Source organism: Paraburkholderia humisilvae, from assembly GCF_902859855.1.
Taxonomy (GTDB): domain Bacteria; phylum Pseudomonadota; class Gammaproteobacteria; order Burkholderiales; family Burkholderiaceae; genus Paraburkholderia; species Paraburkholderia humisilvae.
The window spans coordinates 43,227-58,397 of the sequence record NZ_CADIKH010000030.1 but is presented as its reverse complement, the minus strand read 5'-3'; the positions used below and the strand labels follow the sequence as shown (position 1 = coordinate 58,397).

General features: G+C 65.5%; 11 protein-coding genes. 4 read left to right on the top strand and 7 right to left on the bottom strand.

Translation table 11 applies throughout. From position 1 onward, the window contains the following. Positions 1-40: 40 nt before the first annotated feature. The 3 genes from HV796_RS26590 to HV796_RS26580 form a co-directional block, all read right to left on the bottom strand. Positions 41-295 carry a hypothetical protein gene (locus HV796_RS26590; RefSeq protein ID WP_175229478.1) on the bottom strand — a complete coding sequence of 85 codons (255 nt, stop codon included), beginning with the start codon at positions 293-295 and terminating at the stop codon, positions 41-43. Between the two features lie 180 nt (positions 296-475). Then, positions 476-2,542, bottom strand: a complete 2,067-nt coding sequence (locus HV796_RS26585) for a D-(-)-3-hydroxybutyrate oligomer hydrolase (protein ID WP_175229506.1) — start codon at positions 2,540-2,542, stop codon at positions 476-478. A gap of 274 nt (positions 2,543-2,816) precedes the next feature. Continuing rightward, positions 2,817-3,161 carry a BON domain-containing protein gene (locus HV796_RS26580; protein WP_175229477.1) on the bottom strand — a complete coding sequence of 115 codons (345 nt, stop codon included), beginning with the start codon at positions 3,159-3,161 and terminating at the stop codon, positions 2,817-2,819. A gap of 691 nt (positions 3,162-3,852) precedes the next feature. Here HV796_RS26580 and HV796_RS26575 point away from each other — a divergent pair. The 3 genes from HV796_RS26575 (at position 3,853) to HV796_RS26565 (ending at position 7,461) form a co-directional block, all read left to right on the top strand. Next, positions 3,853-5,442: a TAXI family TRAP transporter solute-binding subunit gene (locus HV796_RS26575; protein WP_175229476.1), complete on the top strand. Its 1,590-nt coding sequence runs from the start codon at positions 3,853-3,855 to the stop codon at positions 5,440-5,442. Positions 5,443-5,661: 219 nt separating this feature from the next. Beyond that, a complete protein-coding gene (locus tag HV796_RS26570; protein WP_175229475.1) occupies positions 5,662-6,306 on the top strand; it encodes a 2-hydroxychromene-2-carboxylate isomerase in 645 nt (214 codons plus the stop codon). Positions 6,307-6,441: 135 nt separating this feature from the next. Continuing rightward, positions 6,442-7,461: a LysR substrate-binding domain-containing protein gene (locus HV796_RS26565; protein WP_246356048.1), complete on the top strand. Its 1,020-nt coding sequence runs from the start codon at positions 6,442-6,444 to the stop codon at positions 7,459-7,461. Positions 7,462-7,473: 12 nt separating this feature from the next. Here HV796_RS26565 and xdhC read toward each other — a convergent pair whose 3' ends face one another. From xdhC to xdhA, 3 genes are all read right to left on the bottom strand, one after another. Further along, on the bottom strand, positions 7,474-8,082 hold the full coding sequence (gene xdhC / locus HV796_RS26560) for a xanthine dehydrogenase accessory protein XdhC (protein ID WP_377693685.1): 609 nt from the start codon (positions 8,080-8,082) through the stop codon (positions 7,474-7,476). Then, entirely contained in the window at positions 8,079-10,475 is a 2,397-nt protein-coding gene (gene xdhB / locus HV796_RS26555; protein WP_175229473.1) for a xanthine dehydrogenase molybdopterin binding subunit, read from the bottom strand. Before xdhB ends, xdhC begins: the two co-directional genes overlap by 4 nt. A 101-nt stretch (positions 10,476-10,576) precedes the next feature. Next, the gene (gene xdhA, locus HV796_RS26550) at positions 10,577-12,100 is read right to left on the bottom strand and encodes a xanthine dehydrogenase small subunit (RefSeq protein ID WP_175229472.1); all 1,524 of its coding nucleotides are present in this window, start codon (positions 12,098-12,100) and stop codon (positions 10,577-10,579) included. A gap of 426 nt (positions 12,101-12,526) precedes the next feature. Here xdhA and HV796_RS26545 point away from each other — a divergent pair, with 426 nt between their 5' ends. Then, positions 12,527-13,747, top strand: coding sequence for an MFS transporter (locus HV796_RS26545; protein WP_175229471.1), 1,221 nt, complete (start codon positions 12,527-12,529; stop codon positions 13,745-13,747). A 76-nt stretch (positions 13,748-13,823) separates the two neighbouring features. Here HV796_RS26545 and HV796_RS26540 read toward each other — a convergent pair whose 3' ends face one another. Next, a complete protein-coding gene (locus tag HV796_RS26540; RefSeq protein ID WP_175229470.1) occupies positions 13,824-15,065 on the bottom strand; it encodes a pyridoxal-phosphate-dependent aminotransferase family protein in 1,242 nt (413 codons plus the stop codon). Between the last annotated feature and the right edge of the window lie 106 nt (positions 15,066-15,171).

Below are 15,171 nucleotides of genomic sequence, written 5' to 3'. Positions count from 1 at the left end.
CGCAAAGCGCTTCGCTGAGCGCGCGCCGCCGAACGAACGCCTACTTGAAGAAACGGCAGTTCAGATCCGTTTCGAACTCGCGGACCCAATGCCCGGTGCTGCCTTCGCGATATGACTGCGCCCAGCCGCCACGGCGCACTGTGACGAGCCGCTGGCTCTGCGCGGGGTCCTGCGCATCGATCGTTGCGGTCACATCGAAATGCGCGGGCGCGAAGCCATGCCGCGCGCAAACCAGTTCGAAAGCGGCCCGTTCGCCGATCGGCAAGTCGGTGTACCGCAGAAGTATCGTGTCCATCGTGCTCGACTCCGATTCCGATATCTCAGGGTACGACATCACGTGGGTAATTTATGTGTCATGGCGCACGAGCGGCGCGTCAATGCGAAGCACACATCGTGTCAAAAATGCGCATCGGCGCATCGGCGTGCAACGACAGTCTTCCATCGACGCGCAATCGATGCGCGATGAATAGCCCGCCTAACGCGGCACGGCGACGGTGCCCGCCACCACCCGGATCGCGTTCGAACCCGGACTTGCCGCGACCGGCGGCAAGCTGGCTACCGACAGCGCGGGCGCGGCACCGGGCGTGCCGCCGCGCGGCGTGGTGCGGATCACCTGCGACGGCGGCAACGCAGCGCCGCTCTTCAGATGACTCCACATCAGGTTCAACGCCTGAAGGTTGTAGTAGTGCAACGGCACGAAGCGCGTATCGAAACCGGGAGTGCCGAGAAACGCATCGAAATGCTGCGCGTTCGTCACCTCGTAGAAAGACAGCTGACTCTTCGAGCCTTCCGCGAGGCTGTTCATCGCGAGATACGCGCGCGACGCATGATTGACCGGCACCAGCGCATCGCTGCGGCCTTGCACGATAATCGCCGGCTTGCCGTGCAGGTTTGCATTCACGCGAATCGCATTGACGTTCGTCTGCATCCGCACGTCGCCGGTCGCCCACAACCCCCGTAGACAAAACGCGCCCGTGAAGCTCGCATCGGTGGTGGCAAGCCGATGATCAACGCCGGTGGGCGAAATGTTGAACACGAGGTTGATGCCGTTGGTCGGCGGCACGCCGTTAGCGACACCGAACAGGCTCGGCATCGGTGAGATCGCCGGCGCGACACTGGCGTTGCCTTGCGCGTCGGTGGTGCCGAAACTGAAACCGCACAGGTTGTCCGTGACGCTCGACTTCGTGTACGCATTCGCATACGTGACCGCCACTGCGGGGACCGCCTGCGAATCCCACATCGGCGCATGCAGCAGGTCGGAGTCCGGCTCGTAACCGGCGGCATGCAGGCGGTTCAACGCATCGGCCGACTGTGCGGCGAGATTGGCGCCCGCCACGAGGCCGTTGCCGGCCAGCGACCCGCAGCGCGCGGCCCGAATCGCCTGGGTGGTCGTCAACGGCAGCGTCGACAGATACGGTGCGCCGGCCACCGTGGGCGCCGCCGCCGCGCACGGCTGCAGCAGGTTCGCGTACGTGATGTAGTCGGCCAGCGGCGCGCCGGCGGACACAATCCGCACGCCGCCTTCCAGGACCTGCGCATTGGGCGACATGTTCAGGTTGATCTGCGGCTCGCCCACCACCACTGCGGTAATCCAGCCCTGCGTATCCTGCTCCGCTGCCGCGAGCGACGCGCCACCGCCGTTGCTGACCGACGCGGCAATCGTCGTGATGCTGCCTGGCTGATAACGCACGCCGTGATGCGTGCTGTCGACAAGCGGGGCGAACTGCTGATTGAGCGCCCAGTACGCGAACTGGATTGCTTCGAGCGTGTCTTTGCCCCAGTCCTGTTCCGGGTTCTGCTGGGAGTGCGCGTGCTTGTACGCGTAGCGGTTCCGGAATGCCTGATTGAAGCTCGCGAGCACGCCCGGCGACACGTTTGCAGTAAAGAGGCTTTGCGTGCCAACGAAGGTCGCGTTGCCGAGCCGGCCATCGATCAGCGTGACGAGATTAGTGGTCAGCTCATGCGCGCCATTGCCGGTGCCCTTGTCCGTGTAGGCCACCGCGCAGCCACGTTTCAACGCCCATTCGCCCGCCGCCGAAATCGCGCCGTAGACGCCGCGCGAACCCGACGACGTCGCGGTCACGATGCACGGATTGGCTGGATCGAAAGCCGCGGGCACCTGCACGAGCAGCGTTACGTTCTGCGTGCCGCTGCCGTCGTCCGCATACGCGAGGTACTCGGTGCCGGCAATCTTCCCTTCGCCTAGCGTGTCGTTGCCGTTCAGGTCGATATTCGGCCCCCAGAAGCGGCCATAGCCGCCGTTCGCGGTGATATCGACCAGCGCGCGATAGTTCGACCAGATCGCGAGGCGCCGCAATTCGGCGGTGGTGGGCGCGGCCGGGTTCGCAAAACCCGGCGCGTTGCCCGCGAGGCCGGTCTTGCCGAGGCCGGCGGTCAGCAGGTCGTCGCTGTCGCCGTCGTACGAGGTGGTCGTGACGCTGTTCGACACGACGAAGTTCGGCATCGCGTTGATCGACTGGCCGTGGTCGTCACTGCCGCTGCCGCAGCCGGATGCGAGCACCGACGCGCAGCACGCGAGCATCGCAAAACGCAAGGACTGGAATGCGGGCACTGTGACCTCCCCCGTCGCGCAACCTTGACGCGCTTGTCGACGTTTGGCACCACGCATCATCCAAAGTGCCGCGCGCGACGCGCGCCCGCACACATTAAGCACCGCGCATAAAACAGAACGGGCTTCGGGTGATGCCCCGAAGCCCGTTCGTCGTATCGGCCTGATCAGGCCACACGTGGCCTTCCTGCCACCCATGCGTGACCTTGCGCAAAACACCGGACGCGTTTCGCGCGGCGCGCAGCGCTTACTGCTGCTGCACGTTCAGCTTGTTCGACACCGACGCCACGCCGGCCACGCCCTTCGCCGTATCGCCGGCGAGGTCGATCTGGCCCTGGTCGGGCACCGTACCGGACAGCGTCACCGCACCGTCCTTCGCGCGCACGTTGATGCTCGACACGTCGAGACCCTTCGCCTTCGCGAGCGCCGCGCGCACTTTGTGGCCAAGCTGGCGGTTCGCCTTCTTCTCGGCCTTCGCGCCTGCCGTAGCCGTCTGGCCACCCGCAGCCGCATCGCTTGCCTGCGCGTACACGTTGCATGCAACCATCACGGCGACCACACCGCTCAACACCTTCAGAACTGCCGATTTCATGTTTTCTCCTTTTTTCACTTCGATTTAGACCCGGCCGGGCCAGACCGCATTGCGGCTTCGTTACGACTTCGTTCCAGCACATCGCCGCGTGCGCCACGACACGCGCTCACCGCTCGCAAGCATCGCGCAAGCAGGCGCGCTCGGGCACGGCGTCGTCCGATTGACGGAGCGACGCGGCAGACGAGAGACGAGAGGCGGGAAAACGGAACGGCCGACATTATCCGGGTTGCGGCTCGACGCGCGATATGCGCGATCGCGGCGGACCGGTCCGGTGCCGCGCGGCGGCGCAGCCCGTCCGGTTCTCGGTGACCGGATCGCGCGCGCCCGCGTGATGCGCGACAGCGCCGCCAATTTAATCTAGCTCGGCAAAAATCGCAAAGCTTTTAGCGCCGAAAGCGCGGTTCGGCCTCACAAATGTTGTGTCGCCGACAAAAAATCTGCTTGTGTGCGCACGCACTTCGTACACACTTGGCACTCACGAATTGTTACGGGTTTGTACGCGGCGAGCCGGTTTTCGTGTGCCGCCGCGCGGACAATCTCATGTACCATCGGCGCGAGCATCGCCGCCTGGGTTGCGTCGCTACCCGGGCGGCTTCACCCTGGCGGCATCCGCAGGCACCGCGCAGCGTGCATGCCGCCGCCGTACGCAGACCGCATTCGACAGTACGCCGACCCGCCGTCACGAACTCCAATGACAGAACCCACCGGCCCGAGTATCGACAGGACGAGCGAGGCAAGGAACGGCGAAAAGCGTCCCCGCCTCGTCGCACGCTTCGTTGCGATCTCGTGGCGCGACCTTGCGGTCACCTTCGGACCGATCCTGCTGATCAGCGCCATTGCGATCTGGGCGGCGGTGCGTTTGATCCAGCCCGCGCCCCCCAGTACGCTGATCATCAGCGCCGGACCGCGCGGCAGTACATTCTGGAACGCCGCGCAGCGCTACAAGGAGATCCTCGCGCGCAACCGCGTGACGGTGAACGTGCTGGAATCGGAAGGTTCGGCCGACAACTTCCGGCGTCTCAGAGATCCAAAATTCAATGTCGATGTCGCGTTCGTGCAGGACGGCATCGCGCAAGGCAATACCGACGGGCTGATGTCGCTGGGCAGCGTCGCGTACGTCCCGGTCGCGATTTTCTATCACGGCCAGACGGTCCAATGGCTGTCGCAATTCAAGGGACAGCGCGTTGCGATCGGCGCCGAAGGCAGCGGCACGCGCGAGCTCGCGCTGGCGCTGCTGGCGGCGAACGGCATTGCGCCAGGCGGGCCGACCAGGCTGCTGCCGTTGTCTGGCGAAGACGCCGCGCAGGCGCTGGTCGATGGCAAAATCGACGCGGCCTTCCTGACCGGCGATTCCGCGCAGCCGCCGGTGATGGTCAGACTGTTCCGCACACCGAATATCCAGTTCTTCGACTTCACGCAGGCGCAGGCGTATGCGGGCCGCTTCCCGTACCTGACACGCATCGAGCTGCCGATGGGCGCGCTCGATCTCGGCAAGAACATCCCTTCGCAGACGATGCAAATGGTCGCGCCGACCGCCGAACTGGTCGCGCGCACGTCGTTGCATCCGGCGCTGTCCGATCTGCTGATCGAAGCCGCGCGCGAAGTGCATGGCAGAGCGAACATCCTGCAACGCGCCGGCGACTTTCCATCGCCGCTTGCGCACGACTTCCCGATCAGCGCCGACGCGGCACGCTATTACAAGTCGGGCAAGAGCTTCCTGTACCGGACCTTGCCGTTCTGGATCGCGAGCCTCGCGGACCGGCTGCTGGTCGTGCTGGTGCCGATTGTCGTCGTGCTGATCCCGGGCTTGCGGCTCGTGCCGTCGTTGTACGCATGGCGCGTGCGCTCGCGGATTTACCGCTGGTACGGCGCGCTGATCGCGATCGAGCGCGGCGCGCTCTCCGAAACGTCGCAGGCGGAGCGCGACGCGCTCGTCGAGCGGCTCGACGCAATCGAGGAAGCGGTCAACGGGCTCAAGATGCCGCTTGCCTACGCGGACCAGTTCTATGTGCTGCGCGAACATATCGGCTTCGTGCGCGGGCGGCTGACGCATCCGCGGGAAGCGCATGCGGACGGCGCGCACGCGCCGCCGTCGGGTGACACAGCAAACGCGGCCGGGCCGGCCGGGTCCTCGGGCGCGGCCGCATCCGCAGGCACGGCCGGGCCCGCGCATCCGGCCAGCGGGGCCGCCGGAGCGCTGGCCGCCGACGCCGCGCGCAGCAATCCGGCGTCCCGCGACGCGCCGCCCGCCGAACAGGCCGGCCCGACCCGTACCGTCTGACGCATGACATCGAACCGATGGCGCCGTGTCAGATGGCGCCAGGCACGCGGCGGGCACCCGGCGGACCACGCGCAGCGTGCATTTTCCCAATCCCGCCCCGCCGGTGCTGCGTACCGGTCCAGCTTTGCGTAAGATCGAGGCAATCCGGCACAGCGCCGCCCGCGTCAGCAACACGCCCGGCAACGGCGCCGCGCCACACTGGAATTCCCGGGAGACATCATGACCGATGGCATCGACGCCACGCAGCCACTGTGGTTTTACGACTTTGTCTCGCCGTTTTCGTACCTGCTGCTCGAGCAGCACGACAAATGGCCGGGCATGCCGTTCGTGATGACGCCCGTCACGTTAAACGAGCTGTACGGCCATTGGCGCCAGCGCCTCGCGTACGACGTTCCGGCCAAGCGCATCTTCATGTACCGCTATGCGCTTTTTCGCGCGGAACAGCTCGGCATTCCGTTCAAGATGCCACCGGTCCACCCGTTCGATTCGATCAGACCGATGCGCCTCGCCGCGGCCCTCCGCGCCGACGTCCACACAGTGCGGGAAATTTTCCGCTTTATCTGGCGCGAAGGCCGCAACCCGTCGACGCCGGATGGCTTCGCGTTGCTGTGCGAACGACTCGGTGTCCAGGACGGAGCCGAACTGGTCGAACGCGAAGAGACCAAGGCGCAATTGCAGCGCAATACCGCCGACGCGATTGCGCTCGGCGTATTCGGCGTGCCGACATTCTGGCTGAACAAACAGCTGTTCTGGGGCGAAGACGCGTTGCCGATGGTGCTCTATTGCGCGCGCACGCCGAACTGGCTGGAATCGAAAGAGGTCAAGCGAATCTCGTCGCTGCCGTCGGCCTTCCCGAAGATGTGACGGCGGGCAGCGCGTGATGTCCGCCATACCGTGCGCACTATGCCCGGCGCGCACGGTATGGCCTAAGGTTATGCAAGCGGACCGTGCTGCCGCACGGTTTCGGCCGCCGCACCCAACCTGACCGACGACACCATCGTGGACGACAACGCCGCTACTCTCGATATCTGGCTGGTGCGCGTGCTGCGCACGCTGCTCGTCGAGCGCAGCGTCACGCAGACCGCGCTGCGCCTGAACCAGACGCAGCCGGCGATCAGCACCGCGCTGCGCAAACTGCGCGAAACGCTGAATGATCCGATCCTCGTGCGCGGCAAGTCGGGCATGGTGCCGACCGAATACGGCGAATCGCTGCTCGCGTCCGCGCAGAGGGTGCTGCGCGATGTCGATTTCGTCGCGACGCCGCACGGCGATTTCGATCCGGAACGCTCGCGCCGCACATTTCGCATCGCGGCGCCCGACTATCTGAACGACTTCTTCATGCCGACCGTGATCGCGCAGTTCCGCGACGCGGCGCCGCATGCACGGCTCGAGATCGAATCGCTTGGCCCGCTGCTCGATCATGCGGCGGCGCTCGACTCCGGCGAACTCGATCTGGTGATCGGCAACTGGCCGAAGCCGGATGAGCGCTTCGAGCGCAGCGACCTGTTCTCGGATACGGTGGTCTGCATGATGCGCGCCGATCATCCGCTGGCGCAGGCACCGCTCACGCGCGATGCGTATCTCGCGGCGCCTCATCTCGCGCCCATGCCTTACAGCGGTGGGCGCAGCGGCGCGATCGACGCGGGCTTCGCGCGCGCGGGCGCGCAGCGCCGGGTCGTCGCGACGCTGCCGTATTTCGGGCTCGTGCCGCATGTGCTGCTGCAATCGGACCTGATCTTCACGACGACGCGCCGCTTTGCGATCCACTATGCGAACCTGCTGCCGCTCGCGGTCGTCGACGTGCCGATTCCGTTTCCGCGCATCCGCTGCTATCAGATGTGGCATCCGCAATCCGACCGGCCGAGCGATATCGGCTGGCTGCGCGGTTTGATGGCGCAGGTATCGGCGGATCTGATCGCGCACAAGGCACAGCGCGCGGGCAAGGACCGGTGTGCCGCGCTGGATAGGGCGTCGAGCGGGGGTTCCAGCGCAGGTCTGAATGCGATCCCGCCGCGCTAACGCGGCGACCGATCAGGCAAGCTGCGACACCACCTGGGACGCACACTGCGGCGAAGTCTGCGCGGCGTGTTGCGTGACGTGCCGCGCGCAGCGCACTTGCAGCAGTTCCGCGCACACCGCGAGCGCGATCGCATGCGGCGCTTTATCGAGGATGCCGTCCACGCCGATCGGGCAGGTCATCTGATCCATCCGTGCGGGATCGACGCCGCGCTCGATCAGCCGGCGCTCGAATTTCACCCGCTTCGTCTTCGAGCCGATCATCCCGAAGTACGTAAAATCGCGCCGGCGCATGATCCGCGTCGCCAGCGCGAAGTCGAGCGCATGGTTGTGCGTCATCACGAGAAAGTACGCACCGGCCGGCGCGCTATCGACAATCGCATCCGGCGTATCGGTCGCTTCAACCTGCACGTTGGCCGGCACTTCGTCCGGGAACCGTTCATCGCGCTCGTCGACCCATTGCACAATGCACGGCAGCCGGCCAAGCAGCGTCACGAGCGCATGGCCGACATGGCCCGCGCCGAACAGCACGATATGCATCGGCGGCGGCAGGCTGGCGGGATGGCCGCCGCACCGGCCGATCTGCAGCGGCGGAGCGGCGTTCGGGAAGGACACGTTCATCATCGCCGGACTCCTTGCGCCGCGTGAGCGCATGGCTTGCGCATCGCGCGCACCGCGCCGACCGCCTTGAGAATCGCTTCGCTGGTCGCCGGTGCATTGAGCGGCGGGTTCACCTCGTAGTCCGCAACACTCGACACCGCGTCGCGAATCGCGAAGAACACCGAGAACGGCAGCAACAGCGGCGGCTCGCCGACCGCTTTCGAACGGTGAATGCTGTCCTCCGCATTGCGATTCCTGAACAGGTTCACGCGGAAGTCCGGCGGCATGTCGTTCACGGTCGGAATCTTGTAGGTCGACGGTGCGTGCGTCATCAGCTTGCCGCCATCGTTCCACCACAGCTCTTCGGTCGTGAGCCAGCCCATGCCCTGGATAAACCCGCCTTCGACCTGGCCGATATCGAGTGCAGGATTCAGCGACGCGCCCACGTCATGCAGCGCATCCGCGCGCAGCACGCGCATCTCGCCAGTCAGCGTGTCAATCACGACCTCGGAGACGGCCGCGCCGTACGAGTAGTAAAAGAACGGCCGGCCTTGCAGTTTCGCCTGATCCCAATAGAGCTTCGGCGTCGCATAGAAGCCGTCGGACCACAACTGCACGCGCGCAAGATACGCGTTCGCGATCACTTCATCGAATGGCACCACCGCCTCGCCCACAACGACGCTATCGTTCGCGAAGCGCACCGCCGCGGGCGTCACATGACCGGCGCCATAACGCTCAGCCGCGAACGCGGCAAGCCGTTCGCGCAACTGGCGCGCGGCGTCCTGCGCGGCCTTGCCGTTGAGATCCGAACCGGTCGATGCGGCCGTCGCCGACGTATTGGCGACCTTGCTCGTATCGGTCGCCGTCACGCGCACGCGGCTAAAGCGCACGCCGAGTTCATGCGCGACCACCTGCGCGACCTTCGTGTTCAGGCCTTGCCCCATCTCCGTGCCGCCATGATTCACGAGCACCGAGCCGTCCGTGTAGATATGCACGAGCGCGCCTGCCTGATTGAAGTGCGTCACGTTGAACGCGATGCCGAACTTCACCGGAGTCAGCGCGATGCCCTTTTTCAGCACGTCGTTGCGCGCGTTGAATTCGCGCACGGCCGCGCGGCGCGCGCGGTAGTGGCTAGTCGCTTCGAGTTCGCCGATCAGTTCGTGCAGCACGTTGTCTTCAACGATCTGGCCGTACGGCGTCTGGTTGCGCTCGGTCTTGCCATACAGGTTGCGGCGTCGCACATCGAGCGGATCGAGCCCGAGCGAACGCGCGACGTTGTCGATGATGTACTCGATCGCGAATGCGCCCTGCGGTCCGCCGAAGCCGCGAAACGCCGTGTTCGACTGCGTGTTGGTCTTGCCGCAAAACCCCGCGATCGAGACGTCCGGCAGCCAGTACGCGTTATCGAAGTGGCACACCGCGCGCGTCATCACCGGCCCTGACAGATCCGCCGAGAAACCGCAGCGAGACGTCATGTCGACCGATACGCCTTCGATCACACCGTCGTCGTCGTAACCGACGTCGTACGTGTAGTGGAAATCATGGCGTTTGCCGGTGATCATCATGTCGTCGTCGCGGTCCGGACGCAGCTTGACCGGGCACAGCAGCTTCCATGCGGCAAGCGCCGCGCAGCACGCGAACAGACCTGACTGCGACTCCTTGCCGCCGAAGCCGCCACCCATGCGCCGGCATTCGACTAGCACGTTATGCGATGCGACGTTCAGCACATGCGCGACCAGATGCTGCATTTCGGTCGGATGCTGCGTCGAGCACCAGACGTGCATGCCGTCATCGTCCTTTGGCACCGCGTACGCAATCTGCCCTTCGAGATAGAACTGCTCCTGGCCGCCGAGCAGCATCTCGCCCCGTTCGCGATGCGGGGCACGCGCGAGCTTCGCACCGGCGTCGCCGCGCGCGAGCTTCATCGGCGGAATCACGCTCTGCTGCGCGGCGCGCGCCTGCTGTGCGGTCAGCACCGCGGGCAGTTCCTCATAGTCGATCTGCGCGCGCCGCGCCGCACGCCGCGCGGTGTCGTGCGATGTCGCGACGACAATAAAGACCGGCTGGCCGACGTACTGCACGACGCCATCCGCGAGCACCGGATCGTCGCCTTTGACAATCGGCGCGCAGTCGTTATGGCCGGGAATGTCCGCGGCGGTGAATACCGCAACGACGCCGGGCGTCGCGCGCACCTTGTCGAGCGAGATCGACACGATTCTCGCGTGCGCCTTCTGTGACAGGCCGAGTGCCGCGTGCAACGTGCCGGCGACCACGGGGATGTCGTCGGTGTAAGTCGCGCGGCCGGTCACGTGCAGATGCGCGGACTCGTGCGGGCGCGACACATGCACCTGGGTGAAGTCGGCGAGTTCGGCAAGTTCCTGTGCGTCTTTCAGGAACGGTTCGGCTTGCTGGTTCATGCGGGACAGTCTCCGTATCTGACCGGGTGCGCGGCGGACGCACTGGATCGTTCATAGGTCTGGAATGCGCGAATCCGCTCTACGCGGCTCGCGCAGCCGGGCTACGCAGCCGCGTTGGCACACGCGGCCTCGACCGCGCGCACGTCGAGCGCCTGCTTCGGCAGCGGATCGTGCGGCCGCGTTTCGAGCCAGAAGCGGTACAGCGTGTTCTTCGCCGCTTCGATCCGGTATTCATCGGTCGCGCGCATATCGGAAAGCGGCGCGTAGTCTTTCGCCAGCGCAAGCATCGCGGCCTGCGCGGTCGCTTCGTGCCAGTCCGCGTCGCGCAGCACGCTTTCCGCATGCGCCGCACGCTTCGGCGTCGCGGCCATGCCGCCGAACGCCATGCGCGGCTCCCGGATCACGTCGCCGTCGGCGATAAAAGAGAACGCGGCGCATACCGCGGAAATGTCGGAATCAAAGCGCTTCGAGATCTTGTACGTGCGAAACCGCAGATTCGCGCGCACGCCGGTACGCGTCGGCACTTTCACCGCGACGACGAACTCGTGCTCCGCCATATCCTTTTTCTGGTACGCGAGGTACAGGTCTTCGAGCGGCAGTTCACGCTCGACCTCGCCGCCGCGCAGTACGACGCGCGCACCCAACGCGATCAGCCCCGGCATCGAATCGCCGATCGGCGAGCCGTTCGCGACGTTGCCGCCCAGCGTGCCGGCATTGCGGATCGGCAGCGACGCGAAGCGCTGCCACATCTCGGTCAGCTCCGGATAGTGCCGCGCGAGCTCCGCATACGCGGCCTCGACGGTCACACCCGCGCCGATGCGCAGCCATCCGTCGATGGTTTCGATGGTCTTCAGTTCGGCCAGTTGGCCCACATAAACGATGTCGCCCAGTTCGCGCATCTGTTTCGTGACCCACAGGCCGATGTCGGTGCTGCCGGCCAGGATGCGCGTCGCGGGCTGTTCCTGCTTGATCTGCGCGAGCGCATCGACGGTGCGCGGCGCGGCAAAGCGCTGGCCCGCGTGCTCGTATCGGAAGGTCGCGTCGCGTTCGAGCGACAACAGCGTGCGTGACAGCACCGCGGTGTCGATCGGCGCGGCGGGCGCCGGCAGTTGGAACATCCTGAGCGCCGCATCGACGATCGGCCGGTAGCCGGTGCAGCGGCACAGATTGCCGGTCAGCGCATTGCTGACCTCTTCACGCGTCGGCACGGTGCAATGCGTGCCGCCGTATTCGTGGCCGTGCTTCTTGTACAGCGCCCACATCGACATCACAAAGCCCGGCGTACAGAACCCGCATTGCGACCCGTGGCATTCGACCAGCGCCTGCTGAACCGGATGCAGCGAGCCGTCCGGCTGGCGCAGGTCCTCGACGGTGAAGAGCGCACGGCCGTCGAGCGTCGGCAGAAACTGGATGCACGCATTGACCGCCTTGAAGCTGACGCCGCCCAGTTCATCGCGTTCACCAACGACGACCGTGCACGCGCCGCAATCGCCTTCCGCGCAGCCTTCCTTGGTGCCCGTGCAACGCGCGTCTTCGCGCAGGTATTGCAGGACGGTGCGGGTGACCGGCGCGTCGCTGATTTCGCGAATCGCGTGGCGGTGATAGAAGCGGATCGGCTGGCTCATGGGTTGTGTCTCTGGCGGTTGTTCTAGCCCGCGCGGGGAGCGCGGTGGGTGCGGCGGGGGAATGGTTTGAAAGCTATCACCGCCGATTTCCGCAACCCATAGCGCGATCTACATGCAGGACATATCGCCAGACCGATATTGAGATGGATGAACGGCTGGCCCGTGCTGAGATCGTCAGGTCCGTTATGGCGCGCTTCGCATGGGGATCCGTCACTTCGGCCAACCGTGGTCGACGAAGGCTGATGAAAGCTGATGAAAGCTGATGAGCAACCAATGTGCGGAGGTTCGGCGACGTTGTCGCCAAAGCGCATCGTCCGGCGTCATTCATCACGATTTCTGATGAATATTTTTAAGTATGCGCTGCAAGCGGGGAAGCTTCCATGGGAAAATCACGGTCATCTGCTTTCTTCAAGTATCGTTTTCCCTATGTCCACAGGTCCCACTTCATCGCCCTCGCCACGCAGCGAATTGGCGATCACGTTACAGATCATTCCGGTCGTCTTTTTCACGTTTCTTTACTACCTCGCCATCGGCCTCCCGCTAGCGGTCCTGCCAGGCTACGTGCACGGCGACCTCGGCTTCAGCACGGTGATCGCCGGCGTCGCGATCAGCATCCAATACCTCGCCACGCTCGCGTCGCGTGCGCTCGCCGGCCGCTCGGCCGATACGCTCGGGCCGAAGAAAACCGTTTCGAACGGCTTGATCGCGTGCAGCGCGAGCGGCATCGCGTTGCTGCTCGCCACGCTGACCGGACACTGGCCAGCGCTTAGCCTGACGCTGCTGGTAGCCAGCCGCCTACTGCTCGGCGTCGGCGAAAGCCTGTGCGGCACAGGCGCGATCCTGTGGGGCATCGGCCGGGTCGGCACCGCGAACAATGCGCGCGTGATCTCGTGGAACGGCATCGCGACCTACGGTGCGCTCGCGATTGGCGCACCGCTCGGCGTGCTGATTGCGCGCGACATCGGCTTTGCCGCGCTTGGCATCGCGGTCATCGCGCTGGCGGCGGCCGGCTATGCGCTCGCGCGGCTGGTCGCCGCGGTGCCGGTGGTACACGGTGAGCGGATGTCGTATCGCAGCGTGTTCGTGCGCGTGCTGCCGCACGGTCTCGGGCTCGCGCTCGGCTCCGTGGGCTTCGGCTCGATCGCCACCTTCATCACGCTGTTCTACGCGGCGCGGCATTGGCCGAACGCGGCGTTGTCGCTGACGCTGTTCGGCACGATGTTTATCGGCGCGCGCCTGCTGTTCGCAAACACGATCCAGACCTACGGCGGCTTTCGCGTCGCCATCGCGTCGTTTGCGCTCGAATGCGCCGGTCTGCTGATGCTGTGGGTCGCGCCGGTGCCGCATGTCGCTTTGGCTGGCGCCGCGCTGACCGGGTTCGGTTTCGCGCTCGTGTTCCCGGCGCTCGGGGTCGAAGCCGTGGGCCTCGTGCCGCCGGCAAGCCGCGGCGCGGCATTGTCCGCGTACTCGGTGTTTCTCGATCTGTCGCTTGGCGTGACCGGACCGCTTGCGGGGTATATCGCCGGTGAGTTCGGCTATGGCTCGGTGTATCTGTTCGCGGCGGTCGCGGCCGCGGTGGCGATCGCGCTGACGGTCGTTCTTTACCAGCGCCAGGCGCGTGTGGCAGGGCCTTCAGCCGCCGTGTGATGCAGCAGTCGGGCGGCACGCCTCGCGGACCCCGCCGCCCTCTTCCGCTTGAGCCACGCGCTCACCCTCAGCCGACTCAACTTACGCGCGCATCGGCCTTCGCCCCGTTCGACAGCGACTTCTCCAGCGCCGCGACACCGGCCGGCAAATCGACCGCCACCCCGAGGTCGACCATCGTGCGGCCAAATGCATGGACGGTGCGAAACAGGTTATGCGCGCGGCACTGCTCGCCCATCTGCCCAATCCGCACAATCGGCAAGCCGAACGAGCCGGAGATCTCGACCTGATGATGGCGCGAGATATGTCCGCAAATATCGCCGGGGCTGAGCGTGCCCGGCACTTCGATACCGATCACCGAATTGAGCCGGCATTCCCGCGGCGCATAAAGCTGCAGACCCATCGCTGTAATGGATTCCTGCAGCGCGTGCGAGCACTTCAGATGACGCGCGAAGCGCTTCTCGAGCGTCTCCGCGCAGACGAGCCGTAGCGCCTCATGCAACGCGAGCACGCCCGACACCGGCGCGGTGTAGTGATACCCGGCGTTGTGCCAGAAGTTCTCGGCCAGCGACGCATCGAGGCACCAGTGCGCGTTCGCATGCTTACGCGCCTTGACGCGTTCCCACGCGGCATCGGAGAACGCAATCAGCGATACGCCCGGAATGGACGACAAGCCCTTCTGTCCGCCGGTGATGACCGCATCGATACCCCACGCGTCCATATCGAGCGGCATCGTGCTCAGCGTGCACACCGCATCGACGATGACCAGCGCGCCCGCCGCTTTCGCGAGCGCGGCAATTTCCTGCAGATGATGATTCCACACCGTGTTCGACGTCTCGCCCTGCACGATCGTGACGACTTCCGGACGCTCACGACGGATCGCTTCGGCGACCGCTTCGAGGCTCGCGACCGTGCGGTCCGGCACCTCGAGCAGCGACACCTGCGCACCGATACGGCGGCCCATCTCAGCCATCCGCTCGCTGAAAAAGCCGTTTTTGATGCTGAGCATCCGCGTGCCTGACCATGCGAGATTCGAAATCGCCATTTCCATCGCGGCGGACCCCGGACCGGCCACGCCGAGCACCCACTTCGAGTTCGTCTGGAACACGTAGCGCGCCATCGTCTTCACCTGCCCGACGACCTTTGCCATCGTGCCGCCGAGGTGATTGATCACGATCGCATTCGCCTTCGCCACCGCCGCGGGAATCGGCACGGGACCGGCGCCCATCATCAGCAGCGGTTCTTCGGGCAGGATGGCGTCGAGCGATTCGACTTCGGGACAGGGAACGGTGAACGAGGTGGGGGACGTGACAGTTGACATGATCGGTTGGCAGAAAAGCGGGTGAAGATCGACGTACTAAGCGAGCGGCTATCCGGACGGCTGTAAAAACAGGCCCGCCGGCGTACTGCCGGCGGGCCGTTTTGTA